This is a genomic window from Phenylobacterium sp. (assembly GCF_030651185.1).
In the GTDB taxonomy this organism is placed as follows: Bacteria; Pseudomonadota; Alphaproteobacteria; order Caulobacterales; family Caulobacteraceae; genus Phenylobacterium.
Genome location: NZ_JAUSCJ010000022.1, coordinates 1 through 24,475, shown reverse-complemented (window position 1 = coordinate 24,475; position 24,475 = coordinate 1). Strand labels below are relative to the sequence as shown.

The 24,475-nt window shown below is 68.3% G+C and carries 23 protein-coding genes and 1 riboswitch; of the genes, 11 read left to right on the top strand and 12 right to left on the bottom strand.

Translation table 11 applies throughout. The annotated features are described in order from the left end of the window. Positions 1–77: 77 nt before the first annotated feature. The 3 genes from Q7J39_RS09105 to Q7J39_RS09095 form a co-directional block, all read right to left on the bottom strand. Positions 78–854 carry a tyrosine-protein phosphatase gene (locus tag Q7J39_RS09105; RefSeq protein ID WP_304823204.1) on the bottom strand — a complete coding sequence of 259 codons (777 nt, stop codon included), beginning with the start codon at positions 852–854 and terminating at the stop codon, positions 78–80. A gap of 52 nt (positions 855–906) precedes the next feature. Further along, positions 907–1,083: an oxidoreductase-like domain-containing protein gene (locus Q7J39_RS09100; protein WP_304823201.1), complete on the bottom strand. Its 177-nt coding sequence runs from the start codon at positions 1,081–1,083 to the stop codon at positions 907–909. 118 nt (positions 1,084–1,201) lie between these two features. After that, a complete protein-coding gene (locus Q7J39_RS09095) occupies positions 1,202–2,656 on the bottom strand; it encodes an AMP nucleosidase (RefSeq protein WP_304823198.1) in 1,455 nt (484 codons plus the stop codon). Positions 2,657–2,768: 112 nt separating this feature from the next. Here Q7J39_RS09095 and Q7J39_RS09090 point away from each other — a divergent pair, with 112 nt between their 5' ends. The 4 genes from Q7J39_RS09090 to Q7J39_RS09075 all read left to right on the top strand — a co-directional run bounded on the left by Q7J39_RS09090 (position 2,769) and on the right by Q7J39_RS09075 (position 5,759). Then, entirely contained in the window at positions 2,769–4,019 is a 1,251-nt protein-coding gene (locus tag Q7J39_RS09090) for a dicarboxylate/amino acid:cation symporter (protein ID WP_304823195.1), read from the top strand. A gap of 123 nt (positions 4,020–4,142) precedes the next feature. Next, the gene (locus Q7J39_RS09085) at positions 4,143–4,820 is read left to right on the top strand and encodes a nitroreductase (protein ID WP_304823192.1); all 678 of its coding nucleotides are present in this window, start codon (positions 4,143–4,145) and stop codon (positions 4,818–4,820) included. Between the two features lie 99 nt (positions 4,821–4,919). Next, a complete protein-coding gene (locus tag Q7J39_RS09080; protein ID WP_304823189.1) occupies positions 4,920–5,366 on the top strand; it encodes an ArsI/CadI family heavy metal resistance metalloenzyme in 447 nt (148 codons plus the stop codon). Positions 5,367–5,414: 48 nt separating this feature from the next. Next, the gene (locus Q7J39_RS09075) at positions 5,415–5,759 is read left to right on the top strand and encodes a helix-turn-helix transcriptional regulator (RefSeq protein ID WP_304823186.1); all 345 of its coding nucleotides are present in this window, start codon (positions 5,415–5,417) and stop codon (positions 5,757–5,759) included. Positions 5,760–5,777: 18 nt separating this feature from the next. Here the strand turns inward: Q7J39_RS09075 and Q7J39_RS09070 are convergent, their stop codons facing one another. Continuing rightward, entirely contained in the window at positions 5,778–6,668 is an 891-nt protein-coding gene (locus Q7J39_RS09070; protein WP_304823183.1) for a LysR family transcriptional regulator, read from the bottom strand. A 137-nt stretch (positions 6,669–6,805) separates the two neighbouring features. Between Q7J39_RS09070 and Q7J39_RS09065 the strand changes: the two genes are divergently transcribed. From Q7J39_RS09065 to htpX, 4 genes are all read left to right on the top strand, one after another. Beyond that, positions 6,806–7,348, top strand: coding sequence for a hypothetical protein (locus tag Q7J39_RS09065; RefSeq protein WP_304823180.1), 543 nt, complete (start codon positions 6,806–6,808; stop codon positions 7,346–7,348). After that, complete coding sequence (locus Q7J39_RS09060; RefSeq protein ID WP_304823177.1) at positions 7,345–8,700, top strand: MFS transporter; 1,356 nt, start codon at positions 7,345–7,347, stop codon at positions 8,698–8,700. Before Q7J39_RS09065 ends, Q7J39_RS09060 begins: the two co-directional genes overlap by 4 nt. Before the next feature lie 81 nt (positions 8,701–8,781). Next, on the top strand, positions 8,782–10,293 hold the full coding sequence (locus Q7J39_RS09055; protein ID WP_304823174.1) for a bifunctional diguanylate cyclase/phosphodiesterase: 1,512 nt from the start codon (positions 8,782–8,784) through the stop codon (positions 10,291–10,293). Between the two features lie 56 nt (positions 10,294–10,349). Continuing rightward, complete coding sequence (htpX, locus tag Q7J39_RS09050) at positions 10,350–11,288, top strand: zinc metalloprotease HtpX (RefSeq protein ID WP_304823170.1); 939 nt, start codon at positions 10,350–10,352, stop codon at positions 11,286–11,288. Here htpX and Q7J39_RS09045 read toward each other — a convergent pair. Further along, positions 11,285–11,524, bottom strand: a complete 240-nt coding sequence (locus Q7J39_RS09045) for a DUF2188 domain-containing protein (RefSeq protein ID WP_304823167.1) — start codon at positions 11,522–11,524, stop codon at positions 11,285–11,287. The two genes, htpX and Q7J39_RS09045, sit on opposite strands and share 4 nt — an antisense overlap. Positions 11,525–11,604: 80 nt before the next feature. Here Q7J39_RS09045 and Q7J39_RS09040 point away from each other — a divergent pair, with 80 nt between their 5' ends. After that, on the top strand, positions 11,605–12,213 hold the full coding sequence (locus Q7J39_RS09040) for a bifunctional 2-polyprenyl-6-hydroxyphenol methylase/3-demethylubiquinol 3-O-methyltransferase UbiG (RefSeq protein ID WP_304823164.1): 609 nt from the start codon (positions 11,605–11,607) through the stop codon (positions 12,211–12,213). 3 nt (positions 12,214–12,216) lie between these two features. Here the strand turns inward: Q7J39_RS09040 and Q7J39_RS09035 are convergent, their stop codons facing one another. Then, positions 12,217–13,257: a ribonucleotide-diphosphate reductase subunit beta gene (locus tag Q7J39_RS09035; RefSeq protein WP_304823161.1), complete on the bottom strand. Its 1,041-nt coding sequence runs from the start codon at positions 13,255–13,257 to the stop codon at positions 12,217–12,219. Positions 13,258–13,392: 135 nt separating this feature from the next. Here Q7J39_RS09035 and Q7J39_RS09030 point away from each other — a divergent pair, with 135 nt between their 5' ends. After that, the gene (locus Q7J39_RS09030) at positions 13,393–14,052 is read left to right on the top strand and encodes a glutathione S-transferase family protein (RefSeq protein ID WP_304823159.1); all 660 of its coding nucleotides are present in this window, start codon (positions 13,393–13,395) and stop codon (positions 14,050–14,052) included. Between the two features lie 9 nt (positions 14,053–14,061). Here Q7J39_RS09030 and Q7J39_RS09025 read toward each other — a convergent pair whose 3' ends face one another. The 3 genes from Q7J39_RS09025 to Q7J39_RS09015 form a co-directional block, all read right to left on the bottom strand. Then, on the bottom strand, positions 14,062–14,913 hold the full coding sequence (locus Q7J39_RS09025; protein ID WP_304823156.1) for a lipid A-modifier LpxR family protein: 852 nt from the start codon (positions 14,911–14,913) through the stop codon (positions 14,062–14,064). 137 nt (positions 14,914–15,050) lie between these two features. After that, positions 15,051–16,013, bottom strand: a complete 963-nt coding sequence (locus tag Q7J39_RS09020) for a lipid A-modifier LpxR family protein (protein ID WP_304823153.1) — start codon at positions 16,011–16,013, stop codon at positions 15,051–15,053. 71 nt (positions 16,014–16,084) lie between these two features. After that, the gene (locus Q7J39_RS09015; protein ID WP_304823150.1) at positions 16,085–17,950 is read right to left on the bottom strand and encodes a ribonucleoside-diphosphate reductase subunit alpha; all 1,866 of its coding nucleotides are present in this window, start codon (positions 17,948–17,950) and stop codon (positions 16,085–16,087) included. A gap of 307 nt (positions 17,951–18,257) precedes the next feature. Further along, a riboswitch (yybP-ykoY riboswitch) is annotated at positions 18,258–18,443 on the top strand. 17 nt (positions 18,444–18,460) lie between these two features. On the opposite strand from Q7J39_RS09015, the gene Q7J39_RS09010 reads away from it, so the two are divergent. Next, on the top strand, positions 18,461–19,024 hold the full coding sequence (locus Q7J39_RS09010) for a TMEM165/GDT1 family protein (RefSeq protein ID WP_304823147.1): 564 nt from the start codon (positions 18,461–18,463) through the stop codon (positions 19,022–19,024). Here Q7J39_RS09010 and Q7J39_RS09005 read toward each other — a convergent pair. The 3 genes from Q7J39_RS09005 to Q7J39_RS08995 form a co-directional block, all read right to left on the bottom strand. Then, positions 19,021–20,805: an SLC13 family permease gene (locus Q7J39_RS09005; protein ID WP_304823145.1), complete on the bottom strand. Its 1,785-nt coding sequence runs from the start codon at positions 20,803–20,805 to the stop codon at positions 19,021–19,023. The genes Q7J39_RS09010 and Q7J39_RS09005 overlap by 4 nt on opposite strands. Before the next feature lie 40 nt (positions 20,806–20,845). Beyond that, positions 20,846–23,935 (bottom strand): bifunctional proline dehydrogenase/L-glutamate gamma-semialdehyde dehydrogenase PutA, encoded by a 3,090-nt coding sequence (putA, locus tag Q7J39_RS09000; RefSeq protein WP_304823142.1) that lies wholly within the window; start codon positions 23,933–23,935, stop codon positions 20,846–20,848. A gap of 167 nt (positions 23,936–24,102) precedes the next feature. Beyond that, positions 24,103–24,475, bottom strand: a 373-nt coding sequence (locus tag Q7J39_RS08995; RefSeq protein WP_304823139.1) for an OmpA family protein, incomplete at its 5' end; no start/stop codon positions are given.

Here is a 24,475-nt window from a genome sequence, read left to right as displayed (position 1 = left end):
ACAAGATGGCGCGGGACGATTAGGCCGCGAGGGCCTTCAGCGCAATGCCACCCGATCCGCTCATCCCGGGGTTTGGGTCACCTCAGGATGCGCGCCTCGATCTTGCCGCGCAGGGCGCTGTCCACGCCCAGGACGTCGGCCAGGTAGTTGTCGATGTGGCCGTGGCTTTGGGAGATCACCGACAGGCCGTGGTCGAGATAGTCGGGATGGACGCTGGCGGCCTGGCGCAACCCCTCGTCGTCCACCAGCTTGCCGGTCAGGTCGAGGATGTAGGTGCGCAGGAAGTCCATGCGCGCGGCCATCCGCGCCTCGTTGTTGGTCATCAGGTAGTCGGTCAGGGTGTCGTCGCGATGGACCCCGGCGATGTGGTGGGTGAGAGCGCAGATCAGGCCGGTGCGGTCCTTGCCTGCCGCGCAGTGGACCACCAGGGCGCCCTCGGCCTCGGCCAGGGCCTGGAAGTAGCGGCGGAACAGGTCGACGTGGCGGGGCTGGTGCGGGGCCTCGCGGTAGAACCCGAGACTGTCCTGGCGGAACCATTCGGCGTCGACCCGTTCGGCGGCGGCGATGCCCTCGGCCCAGTCGACCTCGACCCCCTCGATATCGTTCTCGATCACCTGGCCCGCAAAGCCCGGCCAACGCCGCGACGGCTCCCGGTCGCGCTCGCGGCGGCGGCGCAGGTCGACGATGGTAGTGATCCCGAGGTCGGCCATCTTCGCCAAGTCGGCGTCGGTGGCCTGGCCGTGATTGGCCGAGCGGTAGACGACGCCGGCCTTCATGCCGCGCCCGCAGGCGGTGTCGTAGCCGCCGAGGTCGCGGAAATTCTCGATGCCTTCGAAGTCGATGTGCCGGGTCATGGGAAGCGTCTAACGCCGCGACCCCGCGGAAGGCAATCTTGACCGCAGCCGATCAAGTCTCATCGGCCACGATCGCCTCCGGATCGAGCCCCAGGGCCCGCACCCGGGTCTCCCAGCGCGCCATCGCCGTGTCGTAGTAGTCGAAGATGCAGGGGTAGCAGCCGCGCCGGCAGCACTCCATCGGGTCGGGCTTCTTGGGCCGCTTCGGAACGGGGGGTTCGTCGGTCATCGTCGGTCTGATACGGGCACATGTTGGTCAGATGGCGGGCGCGATTTCCTTACCAGACAAGGCTTCGCGGCCAACCGCCAATGAACCCGTTTTCCTCCATCCGCGACAACCGACATGTTCAGCGGAACGGCGGCTCATCGAAGCTGCGCAGCTTTCGGGAGTGCAATCTTGCTCCCTCTTCGCGCAATAGCGCGATGGAGGCGATGCCGATCTGCAGGTGCTGGCCGATGGCCCGCTCATAGAAGGCGTTCGCCTGGCCGGGCAGCTTGATCTCCCCGTGCAGCGGCTTGTCGGAGACGCACAGCAGGGTGCCGTAGGGCACCCGGAACCGGTAGCCCTGGGCGGCGATGGTGGCGCTCTCCATGTCGATCGCCACAGCCCGGGACTGGTTGAACCGCAGGGCGCTGACCGAGTAGCGGAGCTCCCAGTTGCGGTCGTCGGTGGTGACCACGGTCCCGGTGCGCAGCCGCGTCTTCAGCGCCTCGCCGGTCTCCCCGGTGACCAGCTCGGCGGCCTTGCCCAGCGCCACCTGCACCTCGGCGATGGGCGGGATCGGGATGGCCGGCGGCAGGACGTCGTCCAGCACGTGATCGTCGCGCAGATAGGCGTGGGCCAGGACGTAGTCGCCGATGGTCTGGCTGCCGCGCAGGCCGCCGCAGTGGCCGATCATCAGCCAGGCCTGGGGCCTCAGGACCGCCAGGTGGTCGGTGATGGTCTTGGCGTTGGAGGGCCCCACCCCGATGTTCACCAGGGTGATCCCGGCCCGGCCTTCGGCCATCAGGTGGTAGGCCGGCATCTGGTGCCGACGCCAGGAGCCCTCGGCGATCTGCTGCTCTGGGTTCTCGCTGTCGGCCGTGACGACGATCCGGCCCGAGGCCGAGAGCTGGGTATAGGGGCTGCCGGGGACCTTCAGCTGCTCGCAGCCCCAGCGGACGAACTCGTCGACATAGCGATGGTAGTTGGTGAACAGGATGTACTGCTGGACGTGCTCGGCCGGCGCCCCGGTGTAGTGGGTCAGGCGGGCCAGGGAGAAGTCGGTGCGCAGGCCGTCGAACAGGGCGAGCGGTCGGGCGTCCTCCAGGGCCGGGCTCCAGAAGCCGTCGGCGATCTCGTCACCGATCTGGGAGAGTTCGGTGGTCGGGAAGTGTCGGGCGATATCGGCCGAGCCGACATCGGCCATGGCGATGTCCACGGCCCCGTCCAGCACATAGGGGAAGGGCATCTCCTGGGTGGAGCGGCCCACGCTGATCTCGACCTTGAAGTCGGCCAGCAGCAGGGTGATCTGCTCGCGCAGATAGTCGCCGAACAGGTCGGGCCGCGTCACCGTCACCGCATAGTCGCCGGGCGCCGACAGCCGGGCATAGGCGCGGCTGAGGCGCGGATAGACCTCGCCCCGCGGCCAGGTCAGGCGCAGCTCGGGATAGACGAAGGCGCCGCCGGCGCGCACCGCCGGATCCGGCGGAGCCCCCCCGGCCAGGAAGGTTTTCAGGGCCTCGCGCAGCGCGCTGACGGTTTTTTGGTACTCGGCGTTCAGGTGGGCGACGATCTCCGCCGCCTGGGTCTCTGGGGTCATGGCGCACTTTAGCGCAACACGGCCACCGTTTCGAGACAGGGTGAGCGCCGGGATGGACGCGGGCGCCCATCCCGGCGACAAAGACTGTCAGGGTCGCTGCTAAGGATTTGCCATGAATCGCCTGTTCACCGCCTTCATCGTCGGCGCCATGGTGCTTGGGGTCGCCGTCGGCTGGGGCGTGAACCAGTACGCCAGTCCCGAGGACGCCAGGACGGTGGCCTCCAACCTCTCCATCATCACCGACGTCTTCCTGCGGCTGATCAAGATGATCATCGCGCCGCTGGTGTTCGCCACCCTAGTGGCCGGCATCGCCCACATGGAGGACGCCGCCACGGTCGGCCGGGTCGGGGCCAAGGCGCTGGGCTGGTTCATCACCGCCTCCATCGTGTCCCTGACCATCGGCCTGATCATGTCCCACCTGCTGCATCCCGGCGCGGGCCTGGCCCTGCCCAATCCGGACGCGGTGGCCGGCGCCACGGTGGACGTCTCGAAGTTCACCCTGCGCGAGTTCATCACCCACCTGGTGCCCAAGTCGATCGTCGAGGCCATGGCCAACAACGAGATCCTGCAGATCGTCATCTTCTCGGTCTTCGTCGGCACCGCCGTGGCGTCCATCGACGACAAGGCGCCGGCGGTCCTGGCCCTGGTGGAGCAGATCGCCTCCATCATGCTGAAGGTCACCGGCTATGTGATGAAGACCGCGCCGCTGGCCATCTTCGCCGCCCTGGCCTCGACCATCGCCGTCCAGGGTCTGGAGATCCTGGGCACCTACGCGGCCTTCGTCGGCGGCTTCTACCTGTCGCTGGGCATCCTCTGGGCCCTGCTGGTGGGGGTGCTGATCCTGATCGTCGGCGGGCGCGGGATGAAGCTGGTCTCGGCCATCCGCCAGCCGGCCCTGCTGGCCTTCTCCACCGCGTCCTCGGAGGCTGCCTATCCGCGCACCCTGGAGGAGCTGCAGAAGTGGGGCGTGTCGCGCAAGGTGGCGAGCTTCGTCCTGCCGCTGGGCTACTCCTTCAACCTCGACGGCTCGATGATGTACTGCACCTTCGCGGTGCTGTTCATCGCCCAGGCCTACGGTATCGACCTGACCATCGGTCAGCAGATCACCATGCTGGCCCTGCTGATGGTGACCTCCAAGGGCATGGCCGGGGTGCCGCGCGCCTCCCTTGTGGTGATCGCCGCGACGCTCTCCTACTTCAACCTGCCCGAGGCCGGCCTGATCCTGATCCTGGCCGTCGACCACCTGCTGGACATGGGCCGCTCGGCCACCAACGTGGTCGGCAACTCCGTCGCCGCCGCCGTGGTGGCGAAGTGGGAAGGGCAGATCGAGTTGCCGGAAGAGGACGGGGCGAAGGTCGTCTAGGCGGCCGGGATATGGGTCCTCGATGCGGCGAACGGACTAGCTAAAATTCCGGACTGACATCATCCTGCCCGCGCCTGCTCAGCAGAAGCAGGGTGATCGCACCAACGCTCTCAGGAACCTTCCATGAAGTTTGACGACGTCATCCTCGGTCGCCGCAGCATCCGCGGCTACAAGCCCGATCCCGTGCCGCGGGCGCTGATCGAGGAGATCATCGGCCTGGCCATGCGGGCCCCGTCGTCGATGAACACCCAGCCGTGGAATTTCTACGTCATCACCGGGGAGCCGCTGGACAAGATCCGCGCCGGCAATACCGAGCGGATGGTGGCGGGCGTTCCGCAGTCGCGGGAATTCCGCCAGGGCCAGGCCTTCGCCGGCCAGCATCGCGACCGGCAGGTGGGGGTCGCCAAGCAGCTGTTCGCCGCCATGGGGATCGCGCGCGATGACAAGGAGATGCGCCAGGACTGGGTGCTGCGCGGCTTCCGCCAGTTCGACGCGCCGGTCTGCGTGATCGTCACCTATGACAAGGTGCTGGACGGCAGCGACGACACCCCCTTCGACTGCGGCGCGGTGACCACCGCCCTGGTCAACGCCGCCTGGTCGCGCGGTCTGGGCGCGGTGATCAACAGCCAGGGCATCATGCAGTCGCCGGTGGTGCGCGAGCATGCCGGGATCGCCGACGATCAGGTGATCATGAAGAGCATCGCGCTCGGCTGGCCCGACGACAGCTTCCCGGCCAATGCGGTGGTGTCGGAGCGCAAGGCGGTGGAGGAAGCCACGGTGTTCGTCGGGTTCGACAGCTAGAAGCTCAAGGCGGGCGGCGCGTCCGGACTCCTGCTTGGCTCTTGACGATTCTATATTTCTAGAATTATAGAATCGTCATTGATCTGAAGGAGAACACCCATGAAGCGTCTGCATATGCATGTGAGCGTGCCCGACCTCGCCCAGTCCATCCAGTTCTACGAATCGCTGTTCGGCGCCTCGCCGTCGGTGGTGAAGGACGACTACGCCAAGTGGATGCTGGATGACCCGCGGGTGAACTTCGCCATCTCGGTGCAGAACCGCGTGGCCGGGCTCGATCACCTCGGCATCCAGGTCGACAGCCAAGCCGAACTCGGTGAACTGGCCGGCCGCCTGAAGGCCGCCGGGGCGCAGACCTTCGACCAGAAGGGCGCCACCTGCTGCTACGCCAAGTCCGACAAGAGCTGGGTGAGCGACCCGGCCGGGGTGCGCTGGGAAACCTTCCACACCTTCGGCGAGGCGACGACCTATGGCGAGGACCCGGCGCAGATCGCGCTGGAAGCCAGCCAGGCCCAACTGGCGGTCGCACCGGCGAGCGCCTGCTGCTGACGCAAACTGACGCTTGGCGGCGTTCTATATTTCTGACATCCGAGAACTATGGAAACCCAGAACGCCGTCGGGGCGCTCAGCGCCCTGGCCCATGCGAGCCGCCTCGAAATCTTCCGGCTGCTGGTTCAGGCCGGGCCAGAAGGCATGGCGGCGGGCGATGTGGCGCGCGCCACCGGCATCCTGGCCAACACGCTGTCCACCAACCTGAACATCCTGGCGGCGGCGGGGCTGGTGGCCTCGCGGCGTGAAGGCCGATCGATCATCTACAGCGCCGGCTACGACGCGATGCGCGACCTGCTGGCCTTCCTGATGGAGGATTGCTGCGCGAGCCGGGCGGAGATCTGCGCGCCGCTCGCCGCCATCGCCAGCGAAGCCGGCGCCACGGAAGGCTGATTGGCGCCGGCTGCGACTCTAGCCCGCGCAGACCCCGCGAAGTTTTCCACGAAGCCACCGGTGCGCCGGGTCGGCGTCCATGCGGGGGTGCCAGAGCATCGAGACGGTGAAAACCGGTGACGCCAGCGGTAGGGGGAAGCTGAACAACCCGGCGCGCAGGTCTTCGGTATGCCGCTCGGGAACCGTGGCGATGAGGTCGGACGCCCGCGCCAGGGCCAAGGCGGCAGAGAAGCCGCTGACGATGGTGGCGACCTTCCGGGTCAAGCCGGCGGGGAGAAAGGGCAGGTCGACGGCGTCACCCTCCAGGCCGGTCCGCGAGACGATGATGTGTCGCGCCTCCCCATAGCGGCGCGCTGTGACCTCGCCGCGGCTGAAGGCGTGGCCAGCGCGCACGACCCCCAGCAGTTGATCGCCGAACAGGGCCTGGCTGCGCACCTCCGGTCCGAGCGAGGCCTCGATGACCCCGGTCTCCAGATCGACGCGGCCGTCACGTAGCGGCGCGCTATCCTTGTCGGGCTTCTGCACGAAGTGGAGCCGCACGCCCGGAGCGTCCTCGGCGATCGCGGCGAGCAGCGCGCCGCCGAAGCTTTCAACGAAGCCATCGCTGGTCCGCAGGGTGAAGGTGCGCGCCAGGTGGGCCAGATCAAGCCTCTCGTCGGGACGCAGCACGGCTTGGACATCCTGCACCAGCCGGCGCACGTCCTCGCGCAGAGCCAGGGCCCGGGGGGTTGGGACCAGACCGCGCCCCGCCCGGACGAGCAGGGGATCGCCGGTCGTCTCACGCAGACGGGAGAGCGCGCGGCTCATCGCGGAAGGGCTCAGCCGCAGCCGCCTGGCCGCCCGGGCCACGCTGCCCTCGGCCAACAGGACGTCGAGGGTCACCAACAGGTTGAAGTCGGGCGTGGACATCGGTTGAACCTAGCACGACCCCGCAGAATATGCGGCGTCATATGCACTTGTAGACTGCAAATGCTGCGTCTTCCGCCACACCTGGGCGCCCCATACCCTTCCCTCGTCAACCCATGGCTGAAGGAAGGAATAGGACGATGGTGCGAAGCGCTCTGGAAACATTCATCGAGACGACGCGGTCGGCCTGGGGACCTCTGACCAGCGCGCTGATCGCCGACTGCCGGCGGGGGCTGGAGCAGTTGGTGAAGGCGTCACCCTCGGAGGACTGGCTGGCGGCGCTCCACCAGGACAAGCCGCTGAGCCGGGAACTCTATCGCGACCCCGACCATGGATTCGTGCTGCTGGCCCACACCGAGCCCGCCGGCCTGTACCGGCCGCCCCATGACCATGGGCGCGCCTGGGTGATCTACGCGGTGCAAGACGGCGAAAGCGAGATGGGGACCTATGCCCGGGTCGCGCCGCGCGACGGCGAGGCGCGGCTGGTGAAGCGGGACTCCACCTTGGTTCGCGCCGGCCAGGTCCAGGTCTACCTGCCCGGCGATATCCACGACACCCGATGCCTGAGCGGCTCGGCTCTCCTGTTCCGGTTCACGGAGCGGGATCTGAAGCTCGAGGACCGGCAGGCCCACCAGGTGACCCGATATGTCGAGCGGGACGGCGCCTGGACCGCAGGCGCATGACCGGCGACCTTCCGACGGCGCGCGGGCGGATCGCGATCGCCGCGGTGCTAGGCGCCATGACCCTTGTGGTGCTGGACGCCGGTATCGCCAATGTCGCCCTGCCCAGCCTGGCGCGCGCGCTGCGGGCGGCGCCCGCCGAGGCGGTGTTGATCGTCACCGCCTATCAGACCGCCCTGGTCATGGCCCTGCTGCCCTGCGCCGCCCTGGGCGAGAGGTTCGGCAATCGGCAGGTGTTCCTCGGCGGGGTGGCCCTGTTCACGGCGGCGTCGGTGCTGTGTGCGTTGTCGCCCACCCTGCCCTGGCTGCTGGCGGCGCGGTTCGTCCAGGGACTGGGCGCCGCCGTGGTGATGGCCCTGGGCGTCGCCCTGCTGCGCCACTGCGTGCCCCAGGCGAGGCTGGGCGCCGCGATCGGCTGGAACGCCCTGACGGTCGCCCTGGCCTCGGCCGCGGCGCCCAGCCTCGGCGCCCTGATTCTGTCCGTCGCCGCCTGGCCCTGGCTCTGGGCGGTGAACCTACCCATCGGCCTGGCGGTTTTGCTCGCCGGCCGCGCCCTGCCGGTGGCGCCAGGGTCGGGCGCTCGCCTTGACCGGCTCAGCATCGGCCTGACCGGCGGCGTCTTCGCGGGCCTGGTGATCGGCGCGGAGCTCCTGGCGACAGCGCCGGCCGCGGCCCTGGTCCTGCTTTCGATCGCCGCGCTTGGACTTACCGCCCTGGTCCGCCGGGAGCGACCGAAGGCTGCGCCCATGATCCCGCTGGACCTGCTGCGCAGCCGGCCTTTCCGGATTTCGGTGATCGCTTCGGCCTGCTGCTTCACCGGCCAGGCCGCGGCCCTGGTGGCCCTGCCCTTCCACCTGCAGCACGGCCTGGGACAGACGCCCTTGGCGGCGGGGCTCTATATGACGCCCTGGCCCCTGTGCGTCGCCCTCACCGCCACCCTCGCAGGTCGTCTGGCGGAGCGGGTGTCGACGGCCGGCCTTTGCGCCATCGGCGGCGGATGCCTGGCGCTGGGCCTGACGGCCGCCGCGCTCTGGCCGCTGCAGAGCGAGCCCAGCCTGATCGTGCCGATCACCGTGCTCTGCGGCCTGGGCTTTGGCCTCTTCCAGGTTCCGAACAACCGCAGCATGTTCCTGGCCGCGCCCCTGGGCCGCAGCGGCGCGGCGGGGGGCCTGCAAGGGACCGCGCGGCTGACGGGCCAGACCGCCGGCGCGGTGGTCATGACCCTGCTGTTCAGCCTGACCTCCCAGACGGCCGCGCCAAGGATCGGGCTTGGGATCGGCGCGGCCATGGCGCTGCTGGCGGGCCTGGTGAGCCTGCTGCGGCGGCCGGACCGACACCGCGACGCCCTGGCCTGATATCGCCAAACGCCGTTAACGCTCGATTCCGGCCTTTCGCTTAGGCTTCACCCCACGGGCAGAAGCCCCGGGGGAACGGCCATGGCGGGCTTGAACAGCTCGACGGAGAGACACAAGGAGGACGGCCGCGCCCAAGGCGAGGCCGAGGCCCTGCTTGAGACCCGCACCCAGGAACTGCGTCAGGCCGGTGAAGATTTCCGCGCCATGAGCACGGCGCTCAGCGTGCGGGTGGCCGAGCTGGAAGCCGAGCGCTCCCTGACCTTGCACCTGGCTCGGACCGACGCCCTGACCGGCCTGCTCAATCGCGGCGCCTTCACCTCGGCCCTGATCGAGCGGATGGAGGACGCCCAGGAAGCGGGCGAGCGGGTGGCCCTGTTCGTTGTCGACCTGGACCGCTTCAAACACCTCAACGACACGCTGGGCCATCACGCGGGCGACCTGCTGCTGAACGAGATCGGCGCCCGGCTGCGGGCCCAGGCCCGGCCTGGCGACCTGGTGGCCCGCCTGGGGGGCGACGAGTTCGCCCTGATCAGCGCCCACGCCGACATCGCAGTCCGCGCCGACCAGATCACCGCGGCCCTGGCCCAACCCTACTGGATCTACGGCCGCACGGTGGCCCCCAGCGCCTCGATGGGCGTCGCGGTGTTCCCCGATGACGCGGACGACGCCACGGACCTGCAACGCTTCGCCGACATGGCCCTCTACCGCGCCAAGGCCAGCGGAGGCCGCCGCGCCTCGATCTTCGACAACGAGCTGCGCGAGGCCAGCAACCGGCGCAGCAACCTGGAAACCGACCTTCGCCGCGCCATCCCCGCCGGCGAGATCGTCCCCTGGTATCAGCCGGTGGTGAACGCCCAGGATAGCCGCATCGTCGGCGTCGAGGTGCTGTCACGATGGAACCATCCCGAGCAGGGCCTGCTGCTGCCGGGGACCTTCGTGCCGCTCGCCGAGGAACTGGGGCTGATCGGCCAGATGGACGCCACGGTGTTCGCCGCCGCCTGCCAGCGCGCCGCGCCGTGGGTCGCCGAGGGCCTGATCGACACCATCTCCTGCAACGTCTCGCCGCGTGAGCTGCTGGATCCATCCTTCTCCCGCAATCTGATCCGCCGCCTGCGGGCGACCGATCTTCCGGCCACGGCGCTCACCGTCGAGATCACCGAGACCTTCCTGGTGGATGACCTGGACCTCGCGCGCCGCCACATCGAGCGGCTGGCCGCCTGCGGCATCCGCGTGGCGTTGGACGACTTCGGCACCGGCTATTCGAATCTTCGCGCCCTGATGCAGCTGCCGATCCATACCGTGAAGCTGGACCAGTCGCTGATCGGCGACGTGGGCCGCGAGCCGCGGGTCTCCAAGCTGGTGCGGGCCATGCTGAACGCCGCCAGATCACTCGACATCCGCATCGTCGCGGAGGGCGTGGAGGACGAGGCCCAGGCCCTGTTCCTGCGCGCCGCCGGTTGCGACCGCCTGCAGGGCTTCCTGTTCGCCCGCCCCATGCCCGCCGAGGCGGTGGAGGTGCGTCTTCGCGAAAGCGCGGCGGCGACCGGTCCCCTGCCGGCGGTCGCGCCAGCCCGGTTGCGCCGAGCAGGCTAGCCTCCCGGCCCCCGCCACCCCATATCCCCCGGGACCACACTGCCCCCCAGGGACCCATGCACAACCATCTTCGAACCTTCATGCTGCTGGCGGCGATGACCGCCCTCTTCGTCGGCGCCGGCTATCTGATCGGGGGGGCCGGCGGCATGGCCATCGCCCTTGTCCTGGCGGTGGCCATGAACGCCGTCAGCTACTGGAACTCCGACAAGATCGTGCTGCGGATGTACGGCGCCCAGGAGGTGGACGAGACCCATCCCGACCGCCTGATCGCCAATTTCGCCGCCGACGTCCATGAGATGTCCGATCGGGCGGGCATGCCCCGCCCGAAGGTCTATCTGATCGATTCCGACCAGCCGAACGCCTTCGCCACCGGCCGCGACCCGGAGCACGCGGCGGTGGCGGCCAACCTCGGCCTGCTGCGGATGCTGGACCGCCGGGAGATCCGCGGCGTGATGGCTCACGAGCTGGCCCATGTGCGCAACCGCGACACCCTGACCATGACCGTCACGGCGACCATCGCCGGCGCCATCTCGGCCCTGGCCAACTTCGCCTTCTTCTTCCAGGGCAATGACCGCGACCGGCCGGGGGGGATCCTCGGGGTGATCGCCATCGCCATCCTGGCGCCCATCGCCGCCGCCCTCGTGCAGATGGCCATCAGCCGTCATCGGGAATACGGCGCGGATGCCGGTGGGGCGGAGATCAGCGGCGATCCCCACGCCCTGGCCTCGGCCCTGCAGAAGATCGAGGCCTATGCGCGAGGCGGCCTGGTCAACCATCAGGCCGAGCGCAATCCAGCCACCAGCCACATGTTCATCATCAACCCGCTTTCGGGCGAGGGGGCGGACAAACTATTCTCCACCCACCCGGCGACCCAGAACCGGGTGGCCGAGCTGATGAAGCTGGCCGGCCGTGCGCCCACGGTCAACGGTGGACCCCGTCGGTCGGGAACCGCCGTGCCGGTGAGCCCGGCCAAACGCGGCCCCTGGAGCAGCTAGCCCTTCACCTCGGTGGTGGGGCGGTCGTGGCCGTCCACCAGCTCCTCGTGCCACTTGCCGTCCGGGGTCTCGAAGGAGATGGCGGCGTCTGTCCCGGGGACCCTCTGCTCGCGGGCCACGCGAATGGCCGCGGCGCGGGCGGCGTCGTGACCCGCGAAGGTCTCGGAATAGACGCCATCGGACCGGTAGGCCCAGCCGCCATCGTGCTCCACGATCTCGTAGACAACCTTGCTCATGACGCGCTCCGCTTGCATTGATCCCCCGGCCTGAACGGCCAAGATGGCAAGGTCGATCCATAGGGGGAGAAGCACAAGCGATGGCCGACGAAGCCCATGACCTCCAGACCCTGGCTTTCTATGACCGCGAGGCTGAGGCCTATGCCGGTCGGCGGTTGCCCAAGGCCTCGCCGCGTCTCATCGACTTCCTGGCGGCCCTGCCCGCCGGCGCCCGCGTGCTCGACCTCGGCTGCGGGGGCGGCCAGGACAGCGAGGTTATGCTGGCCGAGGGGTTCGAGGTGACGCCCCTCGACGGATCGGCGGGATTGGCGCGGATCGCCCAGGCAAGGCTGGGGCGCCCGGTCCGGGTGCAGCTGTTTGAGGACCTCGAGGACGAAGCGTCCTTCGACGGGGTCTGGGCCAACGCCTCGCTGCTGCATGTGCCGACGGCGGGCCTGGCCCGGGTGCTGGCCCGCGTGCGCCGCGCCCTGAAGCCGGGCGGGGTCTTCCATGCGAGCTACAAGGCCGGAGACGGCGGGGGCCGCGACACCCTGGGGCGCTATTTCAACTTCCCGTCGGAGGCAGAGCTGCGGGCCGCCTACGGCGACGCTGGGCCTTGGGCGGCGTTAGCGATCCGCCAGGGCGTGGGCCACAGCTATGAGCAGGAAGAGCGGACCTGGCTGCACGTCGCCGTGGTCAGGCCCGCCTGAGCCCTACTCCGCCGGGACGTTCTCGCTGCGACGCGACAGGCTACGGTCGAACTCGGCCCAGACGCCGGCGTCTCCGTGCCATTGGCCCTTGGTGGCGGCCTTGGAATATTCCGTCGAGCGGGCCTCGAAGAAGTTGGCGTGCTCGACCCCCGAGAGCATGGACTGCAGCCAGGGCAGCGGGTTTTCCTTCACCCCCCCAAACACCTCGGGCAGGTGCAGCTGGCGCAGGCGCCAGTCGGCGATGAAGCGGATATAGGCCTTGATGTCTTCCGGGGTCATGCCCTGGACCTCGCCGGCGCTGAAGGCCAGGTCGATGAACTTGTCCTCCAGGCCCACCACCGTCTTGCAGCAGTCGATGATGTCGTCGGCCACGGACTTGGTGACCACGCCGGTCTCGGCGTTGAAGGCGTGGTAGAGCTTGATGATCCCCTCGCAGTGCAGGCTCTCGTCGCGCACCGACCAGGAGACGATCTGGCCCATGCCCTTCATCTTGTTGTGGCGCGGGAAATTCATCAGCATGGCGAAGCTGGCGAACAGCTGCAGGCCCTCGGTGAAGCCGCCGAACATGGCGAGCGTCCGGGCGATGTCGGCGTTCGTCTCGACCCCGAACTGCTGCATGTAGTCATGCTTGTCGCGCATCTCCTGGTAATCCAGGAAGGCGGTGAACTCGCTGTCGGGCATGCCGATGGTTTCGAGCAGCAGGGCGTAGGCCGCGATGTGGATCGTCTCCATGTTGGAGAAAGCCGACATCATCATCTTCACTTCGGTCGGTTTGAAGACGCGGGAATAGCGCTCCATGTAGTTGTCGTTCACTTCGACGTCCGACTGGGTGAAGAAGCGGAAGATCTGGGTGAGCAGGTTGCGCTCGCGGTCATTGAGCTTGGTCGCCCAGTCCTTGCAGTCCTCGCCGAGCGGAACTTCCTCGGGCATCCAGTGGACCTGCTGCTGCTTCTTCCAGAACTCGTAGGCCCACGGATAGCGGAACGGCTTGTAGGCGTAGGACGGGGTGAGCAGGCCGGGCAGAGCGATTTTCGAGGCGGTCACGGGCGGACTTTCCAGCAAGGCGGAATCGACGGACGGGCGGTTATCGGGTTAACTTTAGCCATCGATCCACGACAACATCTAGCGGCGAGTTAACGCAGGCACCCAAGATGTTGTGAATTGCATGGGGATGAACCTATGACGATGGGCCTCACACTCTATGGCGCGCGGGGCTCCGGCGCGGTTCCCGTTGAGGCCGCGCTGAAGCTGCTGGAAATCCCCTACACCCTGATCGACGCCTACACCTTCGACCCAGACGACAAGGCGAGCGGCGACCAGGTGCTGGCGGCCAATCCCATGCGTCAGGTGCCGACCCTGGTGTCGCCGACCGGCGAGGTGATCACCGAGAGCGCGGCGATTCTCATCTACCTGGCCGACCGGCATCCCGCCTCACGCCTGGCGCCGGCGCCGGAGGACCCGAAGCGGGCCCAGTTCCTGCGCTGGATGATCTTCGTCTCCTCGGCGATCTACTCGCTCTACTGGGTGAAGGACGATCCCTCGCGCCTTGTCCCCGACCCGGCCGGCCACGCGGCCCTGGAAGCGCGCGTGCTGAACCGCATCGCCGACTGCTGGGGGATCATGGACAGTCAGGTGGAGCCGGGCCGCTACATCCTGGGCGATGAGCTGAGCGTGCTCGATCTCTATGTCACCGTCGTCACACGCTTCCGGCCGCGCCGGAAGCGGTTCTACGAGGTGGCGCCGAAGATGGGGGATGTGGTGCGCCGCGTGGACATCGACCCGCGGCTGCACGCCCTGTGGAAGGACCGGATGGGCTTCCATGAAGGCTGGGAGGGCTAGCCTTGCGGCTCAGTGCCGGGGCTTGATGGAGAGCGAGAAGGCGACCATCGAATCGTCCTTGGTTTCCTGGCCCCAGACCATGTGCTGGCCCTTCACCTCGCGGTGGATGTAGCCGAAGGAGGTCTGCATTGAGCCCTTGCGCCAGCCGACCCCGAGCTGGGCGTCGCCGATCAGGGCGCTGGAGGGGTCAGTGGACCAGCCGGCGCCGTTCCAGTCGCCGTTGTTGCGCTGCATGTTCAGGCCCACGGCCCGGCCGCTGGCGGCGGCGAACAGATACCAGCGTCCCTCATTGCCGAAGGCCGCGCCATCGCGGACTCCCATGGCGCCCAGGCTGGACTTCAGGCTGTCGGAGGCCTTCTGTCCCAGGGTGAGCATGGCCCCGGCCTCCGCCGAGCCGCCGGCGCTGGACATGCCAAGGCCGGCGTGAGGCGACAGCGACACGTCATAGCGTTCGGTGGCGAAGCTGACTGCGTCGGGCCAGTCGCGGGTGACGGCGATTTCATAGGCCTGGGCCTGGAACTCGGCGCGATCGACATTGATCGGCAGGCCGGCCGGCGCGCGCAGGGTTCCGCCCACCGAGAGCCTGAGCGAATCAACCGCCGCTCCGTTATCCCCTAGGGTGACCTTGCTATTGTCCCAGCGCACGGGACCCGCCGGCCCATAGGTTTCGCGCTCCAACAGATTGGCGATGGGGTCGTCAGAGTCGGCCCGGGGCGAAAAGACCTTGCCGTCGAAGGCCGCGCTCATCAGTTGCGCCGCGCCGGAATCCAGGGTGAGAGGGATCGACTGCGCAAAGGCGCTTGATGCGCCCATCCCGCCGCAAATCCCGAAGACGGTGGCCAGCCCAGCCATCCACCTCATGAGGCCTACTCCCCTTGTCGCGTCGCCAAGCGTACGGCCTGGCGACATCCTTCCACGCCTTGAGAAGGGCGCAACGGGAAATTCGGTTCCCGTGCTTAACCGCCGCACCCTTGGGGGTTGAGGTTTTCCCTGCAAGATCAGCGTCTCGGCTTGACGGATACGGTGACCGCCACCATCGAGTCGTCGCGGTGATCCCACCCCATGAGGGTGTGCGCCGCCTTCACCTTGCGCCGCATCCAGGCCAGGGACGCCTGCACGGAGCCCTTGCGCCAGCCAACGCCCGCCTGGATATCGTTGATCAAGGCGCTGGACGTGTCGGTGGATAGCCCGCGATTGCCCCAGTCGCCGTTGGTGCGCTGGAGATTGAGGCCCACCGCCCGGCCGCTGGCGGCGGCGAACAGATACCACCGTCCCTGGTCGCCGAACCGGGCGCCGTCGCGGACGCCCAGACTGTTGGCCCACCCCTCGGCCTTCTTGCGCAGGCGGACCACGGCGCCGGCCTCGGCCTCGCCGCCGGCGTTGGAGATGCCCACCCCGGCGTGGGGGGTGAAGTCCACATCGAACTCTCCGGCCTCCACCGCCCACAGGTTCGGCCAGCCACGGGTATAGCTGACCGCATAGGCGCCGGTGTCAGCGGCCACAGCCTGTCCCGGCCGGGGCGGCAAGGCGCCGGGGGTGCGGGCGATCTGGCCGACGGAGATCCGCAAGGCGTCGACGGCGCCCAGGGCCGGACGAACGAAGGCCACCTCGGTCACCTTCCAACGGGCGACCCCCTCGCCCGGCACATAGGTCTCCGAGGCCAGCGCATTGGTGCGATCGAGCGTCGTGCCGGTATAGGCCGGCTGGCTGAAGGCCGGTTCAAGCCCGGCCTCCACCGAGGGCCGGTCGACCGTGGCCGCCGGCGGGGCGGCCGCGCTGAAATCGGCGACGACGGCGTCGGTCCTGGCGAAGACAGCCGCCCTCAGGTCCTGCCAGTTCTGCTGGAAGACCTGGTCACCGGGGGAGGTTTCGACGTGCGGCGCGGGGAAGACAGCGGCGCCGAGCGCGGCGGTGGTCGCCGCACACCCGATCGTCACAGCCGTCACGCTCAGAAACCGCATACCCACCCCAGAGGCGCTGCGCCGCTATTGCCTTAGGGATAACGCAGCTACCCGAGTTTGGCGCCAGGGTTCTACTGGCAGGCGAGGCACTCGTCGTAGTCTGTCTTTTCCGAAGGCCCCGCCTCGACCATGAACTGCCCTTCGCCACCGGCGTGGGCCGCGCGCTGAACCGACTTGGAGCGCATGTAGTAGAGCGACTTGCAGCCGCGCTCCCAGGCCTGCCAGTGCAGCATGTGCAGGTCCCACTTGTCGACGTCGCCGGCCAGGAAGATGTTCACCGACTGCGACTGGCAGATATCGGGCGTGCGGTCGGCGGCCAGTTCGATCACCCAGCGCTGATCCAGCTCGAAGGCGGTCTTGTAGACGTCCTTGTCGTCCTGGCTGAGGAACTCCAGATGCTGGACCGAGCCCTCGTTCTCCAGGATCGAGTCCCAGACGGCGGCGGTGTTCTGGCCCTTTTCCTCAAGCAGACGCTCCAGGTAGGGGTTCTTCACCGCGAAGGTCCCGGACAGGGTCTTGTGGCTGTAGATGTTGGCCGGGATCGGCTCGATGCCGGCGCTGGTGCCGCCGCAGATGATCGAGATCGAGGCGGTCGGCGCGATGGCCAGCTTATGGCTGAAGCGCTCCATGACCCCCATGTCGGCGGCGTCCGGGCAGGGCCCGCGCTCGGCGGCCAGCGTGCGCGAGGCCGCGTCGCACTGACGGCGCAGGTGCTTGAAGAGGCGCATGTTCCAGGACTTGGCCAGCGCGCTCTCGAAGGGCACGTTCTGGGCCTGAAGCAGGGTGTGGAAGCCCATCAGACCGAGGCCGACCGACCGTTCGCGGATGGCGGCGTAGACGGCGTTCTTCATTTCCGGCGGGGCGCGGTTGATGAAGTCCTGCAGGACGTTGTCGAGGAAACGCATGACGTCCTCGATGAAGGTCGGGTGGTCGCGCCATTCCAGGAACTTCTCGGCGTTGACCGAGGAGAGGCAGCAGACCGCGGTGCGTTCGGCGCCCAGGTGGTCGGGACCGGTATGCAGCATGATCTCCGAGCACAGGTTCGACTGCCGGACCTTCAGACCCAGGTCACGCTGATGCTGCGGCATGGAGCGGTTCACGGTGTCGGCGAAGATCAGGTAGGGCTCGCCAGTCTGCAGGCGGATCTCGAGGATCTTCTGCCAGAGGCTACGGGCGTCGACTTCCTTGACCACCTCGCCGGTCTTGGGCGAGCGCAGGCCGAACAGTTGACCGTCGCGGACGGCCTCCATGAAGGCGTCGCTGATGGAGATGCCGTGGTGCAGGTTGAGCGACTTGCGGTTGAAGTCGCCCGAGGGCTTCCGGATTTCCAGGAACTCCTCGATCTCCGGGTGGTGAATGTCCAGATAGACCGCCGCCGAGCCGCGTCGCAGGGACCCCTGGCTGATGGCGAGGGTGAGGCTATCCATCACGCGGATGAAGGGGATGATGCCGCTGGTCTGGCCCGCGCCCTTCACCTTCTCGCCGATGGAGCGGACACCGCCCCAGTAGGTGCCGATGCCGCCGCCGTTGGAGGCCAGCGCGACGTTCTCGTTCCAGACACTCTGGATGCCGTCCAGCGAATCGCTGACCGCGTTGAGGAAGCAGGAGATCGGCAGACCGCGGTCGGCGCCGCCGTTCGAGAGCACTGGGGTCGAAGGCATGAACCAGAGGTTCGAAATGTAGTCATAGACCCGCTGGGCGTGGTCGGCGTCGTCGGCATAGGCCGTGGCGACGCGGGCGAACATGTCCTGATAGGACTCGCCCGGCAGCAGGTAGCGGTCTTCCAGGGTAGTCTTGCCGAAGTCGGTCAGCAGCGCGTCGCGCGAGCGGTCCACCTCGACCTTGCGGACCAGCTGCAACTGCGGTCGATCGGACCGTTCCGGGGCCGCCGCGCTGGCTTCCGACACCGCCCGCAAAACCGCTTCACTGCTGCTCATGTTCCAAAATCCATAACTATCAGGCGGTTCGGTCTTAGAACCGCCCCAACACGGCAAGCCCTACATCTAGTGGTCGCCTGCCCCAGACACGCAGCATATGGGGGCTGATGCTAATGACTCGTCAACGGGGGGAATGGACGCGTCCCCAGGCTTTTTCGTTAACGAGGTCTTAACGTCGCCTCTCGGCGATTGATCGGCAAGGCTTTCCGAGGCGCCTGGGGACGATTGCTCACGACAGTGTGACAAATGACCTCGCCCGCCGCGCGCGCAGTTTCAACTTGCACCCAAACCACCCCCGAACTATCCCCAAGATGTCACTGGGGAGTAGCCGCCTGCGGTTCCAGCAGGGGACGCGTCAACAGACTTGCAGAGGGTTTTCCCGCCCCGAGCATGGCGCGTCCGGCGATTGAGCTTGGCGAGACCTTTGGCTTTCGTGTGCTGTCCTTTTGCGGGGTCGGCGGCGCGGAAAGCCATTGGTTGTGCCCGACCCCGCCCAGGACGTCTGTCTCAATGGAAGCCTTCCTCGTCTCCACCGGCCTCGTGGCCATCGCCGAAATTGGCGACAAGACCCAGCTGCTGGCCATCCTGCTGGCCGCGCGGTTCCGCAAGCCCGTTCCCATCCTGCTGGGAATCTTCGTGGCCACCATCGCCAACCATGCGCTCGCCGCCGCCATCGGTTCTGTGGCGGGGACCTTCTTCGACGGCCCTTGGATGAAGTGGGTGCTGGGCCTGGCCTTTCTCGCCTTCGCCGGCTGGGCGCTGATTCCCGACCAGTTCGAGGACAAGGACGCGCCGCGCGAGAAGGCCGGCGCCTCGATCTTCTGGACCACCCTGGTGGCCTTCTTCTTCGTGGAGATGGGGGACAAGACCCAGGTGGCCACAGTGGCGCTCGGCGCGCGGTTCCATGAGGTTGCCGTGGTGGCGGCCGGCACCACGGTCGGCATGATGCTGGCCAATACGCCGGCGGTGTTCCTGGGCGAGGTTGCGGCCACGCGGCTGCCGCTGAAGGCGATCCGAATCGCCGCGGCCGTCTCCTTCGCCGCCATCGGCCTGTGGATCCTGATCTGGGGCTAACCCCCGACCAGGGGCCAGAATAGCGTGATCAGCGGCGTCCCGACCACCAGGACCAACAGGGTCAGCGGCGTCCCCAGTCGGGGATAGTCGCTGAACCTGTAGCCGCCCGGCCCCATCACCAGGGTGTTGCACTGGTGGCCGATGGGGGTGAGGAAGTCGCAGGCCGCGCCCACCGCCACCGCCATCAGGAACGGGTCGGGATTCAGCCCCAGCTTGAGCGCGAGCGCGGCGCCCACCGGCGCGACGATCAGCACCGTGGCGGCATTGTTCAGGAAGGGGGTGGCGGCCATAGCCACGGCCATGATGGCGGCCAGCGCCAGCATCGGCGCCTGGCCCTGGAACATCGCCGACAGCCAGCCGCCGATCAGGTCCGCCCCGCCGGTGGTCTGGATCGCCTCCGACACCGGTATCAGGGCGGCGATCAGCACCAGGACCGGACCATCAAGGGCGGAATAGGCCTCCCGCATGCGGATCGACCCGAGAGCGATCATCACCACCGCGGCGCCGAAGAAGGCGATGGCCACAGGGACCACCTGGAAGGCCACCAGCACCATGGCGGCGGCCAGGATGATCGCCGGCGCCAGGGCGTGCCGGATGCCACCCAGGCGCACCTCCCGCTCGGCCAAGGGCAGCAGGCCCAGCGACCTTAGCGCGACGGGAAGGCTGCGCTCGCCGCCCTGCAGGACGATGACGTCCCCGGCCCTCAGGCGGACGCGGTTGAGGTGCTGACTGAGGCGGAAGCCCGAGCGGCTGACCGCCAGCAGGTTTACCCCGTGCTGGCCGTGCAGGTCGGAGCGAAGCGCCGTCTCACCGATCAGACCCGATTCCGCGCCGATGACCGCCTCCACGACTCGGACCTCCTCGGTAGGCTCCTCCATGGAGAGCGGCTTGTCTGCTCGGGTGAGCCGCAGCTTGGCCCGGGTGATCAAGTCGTCCAGGCCGTGGGGCTCACCCTCCAGCAGCAGGGTGTCGCCGGGCAGGATCTTGGTGTTGGGGTGCGGCTGGGACTTGCGCTTTCCGGCCCGCAGCAGCGCCATGACCCGCACCTCGTCGTGGGCCATCTGGTGGAAGTCGGCGATCCGGTTCTTCTCGAAGGTCCAGTCCTCAGGGACCTTCACCTCGGTGAAATAGGCGTTGGCCGCCAGGGCCGCGTCAATATTGGTGGCCGGGGTGCGGCCCTTGGGCAGCATGCGGTAGGCGAAGGAGAGGAACAGCACCCCCAACGCCGCAAGACCGAGTCCCACGGGGGCGTAGTCATACATGCCGAAGGGTTTGCCCAGGATGTCCTCGCGCACCTGGGAGACGATGATGTTGGGCGCGGTGCCCACCAGGGTGACCAGGCCCCCCAGCAGGGCGCCGAACGACATGGGCATCAGCAGGCGTCCGGGAGAGGTGCCGGTTCGGCGGGCCACCTGCAGGGCCACGGGCATCATGATGGCCAGGGCGCCGACGTTCTTGGTGGCGGTCGACAGCAGGGTGACGGCGGCGGTCAGGACCGGGACCTGGCTGCGCTCGGTCTTCAGGTGCGGCAGCAGCGGCCGCAACATGGCCTCGATGATCCCCGACCGCGCGAAGGCGGCGCTCACCACCAGGGCGCTGGCGATGATCACCGTGATGTCGTTCGAGAAGCCATCAAAGGCGTTCTTGGCCGGCACCACCCCCAGCAGCACGCCGGCCAGCAGCGAGACCAGTGCGATCAGGTCATAGCGGAAGCGTCCCCAGACAAAGGCGCCGATGGTCACGCCAATCAGCCCGAAGGCCAGCGCCTGTTGATGTGTCATTCCGTACCCCCAGCCCACGGGCTCGGGCGGGAAACGCGCGTCAGGGGCTCAGGTTCAGGAGCGCCGGATCGCCCCCCTGGGCCGCGATATTGACGCTCACAGCCCGCTCCACCGCGTAGCGCAGCAGGGCGTGGGGTCCACCGGCCTTGGGACCGGTTCCCGACAGGCCCTCTCCGCCGAACGGCTGGACCCCCACCACGGCGCCGATCATCGAGCGGTTCACATAGGCGTTGCCGGCGGGGACGGCGGCTCGCACCTGGTCGGCGAAGCCCTCAATGCGACTGTGAATCCCCAGCGTCAGGCCATAGCCGGCGGCGGCCAGGGGGCCGGCCGCCGCCTCCAGCTCGGCGGCGTCGTAGCGGACGACGTGAAGGACCGGGCCGAACACCTCCTTCTGCAGGAAGGCCGAGGACGGAATTTCCGCCAGGGTCGGAGCGAAGAAGACCCCGGCGCCGGGCGCGGTCATCCGGCGCAGGACCTTGGCCTCCGCGGTCAGGCGCGCCAGGTGAGCCTCGAGGACGGCGCGCGCGTCCTCATCGATCACCGGGCCGATGTCCGTGCACGGATCGGCGGGATCGCCCAGCACCAGGGCGTCCATGGCCCCGGCGAGGCCCTCGATCAGTTGGTCGGCCGTTTCGCGCGGGGCGAACAGGATGCGGAGGGCCGAACAGCGCTGGCCGGCCGATCCGAAGGCGGAGTTGATGACGTCGTCGATCACCTGTTCACGCAGGGCGGTGGTGTCGACGAACATGGCGTTGAGCCCGCCGGTCTCGGCGATGAAGGGCACGATGGCGCCGGGTCGGGCGGCCAGCGTCCGGTTGATGGCCCAGGCGGTGTCCGTGCCTCCAGTGAAGGCCACGCCCGCGCAGGTCGGGTGGGCGACAATGGCCGCCCCCACAACGCCGCCGTCGCCGGGCAGCAGATGGAGCACATCAAACGGCAAGCCGGCCTTGTGGAAAAGCCGCACGGCCTCGGCGGCGATCAGCGGGGTCTGCTCGGCGGGCTTGGCCACCACGGCGTTGCCGGCGGCCAGGGCCGCGGCGATCTGGCCGGTGAAGATGGCCAGCGGGAAGTTCCAAGGGCTGATGCAAGCGAAGACCCCCCTTCCGTGCAGGGAAAGCTGATTCACCTCCCCCACGGGGCCCTTGAGGGTCTCGGGCCCTGAGAACTGGCGTTCAGCCAGGTGGGCGTAGTAGCGGCAGAAGTCGGCGGCCTCGCGAACCTCGGCGGCGCCGTCGCCATAGGTCTTGCCGGCCTCCAGCGTGCAGATGGCGATCAGCCGGTCGCGATCGTCCTCCAGCGCGTCGGCCATCCCGCGCAGGATCTGGGCCCGACCGTGACCGCCTCGGGCGTCCCAGCCAGGCTGGGCCGCCTTGGCCGTGGAGAAGGCCTGGCCGATATCCTCCTCCCCGGCGTCCCAGGCCTGGCCAATCGTCCGCCCACGGTCGCCAGGCGAGGTGCGCGGCGCGCTGGCCCCGGTCCCGGTCTCCTTGCCGGCCACGATCGGACGGGCGGTGAGGAAGGCGAGGTTGGCGACGGCGGCGGTGAGCCGATCGCGGTCGGCGGCGATGGAGAGGTCCACCCCGGTCGAGTTCTTGCGCGCCGAGCCATAGAGGTCGACCGGCAGAGGAATGCGCGGGTGCGGCGCGCCGCCGGCGGCCTCCACCGCGCCAATCGGATCGCCCACCACCAGCGCCACCGGGGTCTTCTCATCCAGCAGGGCGTGGACGAAGGAGGTGTTCGCCCCGTTCTCCAGCAGACGGCGCACCAGATAGGGCAACAGCTCCTCGTGCCCGCCAACCGGCGCATAGACCCGCAGTTTCATCGGGCCATAGCGGGCCACGGCCCCGGCATAGAGCGCCTCGCCCATGCCATGCAGGCGCTGGAACTCCGGCTCCACATTGGCCTGCCGCGCCATCTGGCGCACGGCGGCCAAGGTGTGGGCGTTGTGGGTGGCGAACTGCGGATAGAGCGCCGGAGCCGCGGCCAGCAGCACCCGGGCGCAGGCCAGGTACGAGAGGTCTGTGGCCGCCTTGGTGGTGTAGACGGGATAGCCGGGCAGGCCACCGACCTGGGCGCGCTTGATCTCCGAATCCCAGTAGGCGCCCTTTACTAGGCGAACCATCAGCCGCCGGCCGGTGGACCGTGCGATGTCGGCCACGGCGGCGACGGTCTTGGGGGCTCGCTTCTGATAGGCCTGGACCGCCAGGCCAAGGCCCTTCCAGGTTCCCAGCTCCGGTTCGGCCGCGAGGCGCTCCAGCAGCTTCAGGGACAGGACCAGACGGTCGGCCTCCTCGGCGTCCAGGGTCAGGTTGATGTTGGCGGCGGCGGCGATCTTTGCCAGCCGCAGGATGCGGGGATAGAGATCGGCCCAGACCCGGTCTTCCTGCCGCGCCTCATAGCGCGGCGACAGGGCCGAGAGCTTCACCGAGACCCCGTGGCCGGCCTCCGGACCCTCGCCCTTGGCGCGGCGGCCCACGACGGTCAGAGCGTCGGCATAGGCTTTCTCGTACTTGTCGGCGTCGGCGGCGGTGCGGGCCCCCTCCCCCAGCATGTCGAAGGAGCAGACGAAGCCGTCGGCCGCCGCCCGCTTGATGGCCTGGTCTATGGTCCGCCCCAGGACGAACTGCTCACCCATGATGCGGACCGCGGCGCCCACGGCCTGACGGATGACCGGCTCGCCCAGGCGGCCGGCCAGCCGGCGAATGAAGCCCGGAAGGTCGGCGCGGGCTTCCTCGTCGGGATCGATCAGCTTGCCCGTAAGCATCAGACTCCAGGTCGATGCGTTGACCAGCAGGCTGTCGGACCGCCCCAGGTGGCTGGCCCAGTCCGCCGAGGCGATCTTCTCGGCGATCAGCCGGTCGCGGGTCTCCTCGTCAGGGGTGCGCAGCAGGGCTTCGGCAAGGCACATCAGCGCCAGGCCCTCGCGGGTGGACAGCGAGAACTCCTGCAGGAAGCTCTCCACCACCCCCTGCTTGGCTGCCCCCTTGCGGGCGAAGCGGACCAGGGCCTCGGCCTCCTGGCGAACCTCTTCCCGGTCTTCAGTGCTCAGAGGCCGGCTGGCGAGCAGGGCGGCGACCGCCGCGCGCTCATCAACAAATTTATCCTGATCGAGATCGCCCCAAGACATGTCCGGCCCTCAACTTCGGGCAGAAAATGCGAAATTGTTGCGGAAAACACAAGGCGGGCGCGGAAAATTGACCGCGACGGCGCGGGCGGCGCAAGCCCCATAGCAAAGGGGCCCGGTCTTGCGACCGGGCCCCTCGCTTAGTTCGGCGAACTGCCGAGATCGATATCTTAGAAGTTGATGTCGATCGTCGAACGGCGGTTCAGAGGTTCTTTCACGCCGTCGCCGGTGGGAACGGCGAGCATGGTTTCGCCCTTCCAATCGACTTGCAGCGAGCCGGCGCCGACGCCTTGACCGACGAGCGCGTCAGCCACGGCCTTGGCCCGACGTTCCGACAGGCGGACGTTGTAGGCCGGCGAACCGGAAGAGTCGGTGTGACCGACGACAACCACTTGGGTCGCCCGGCCGCCGTTGGCGTAATTCGCAGCTTCCGAAACCACCGTCTGGGCTTCCGGCGTCAGGACGTACTGATCGAACGGGAAGTAGACGATGAACTGCCGGGCTTCATACGCCGGCGGGGGCGGAGGAGGCGGGGGCGGGGGC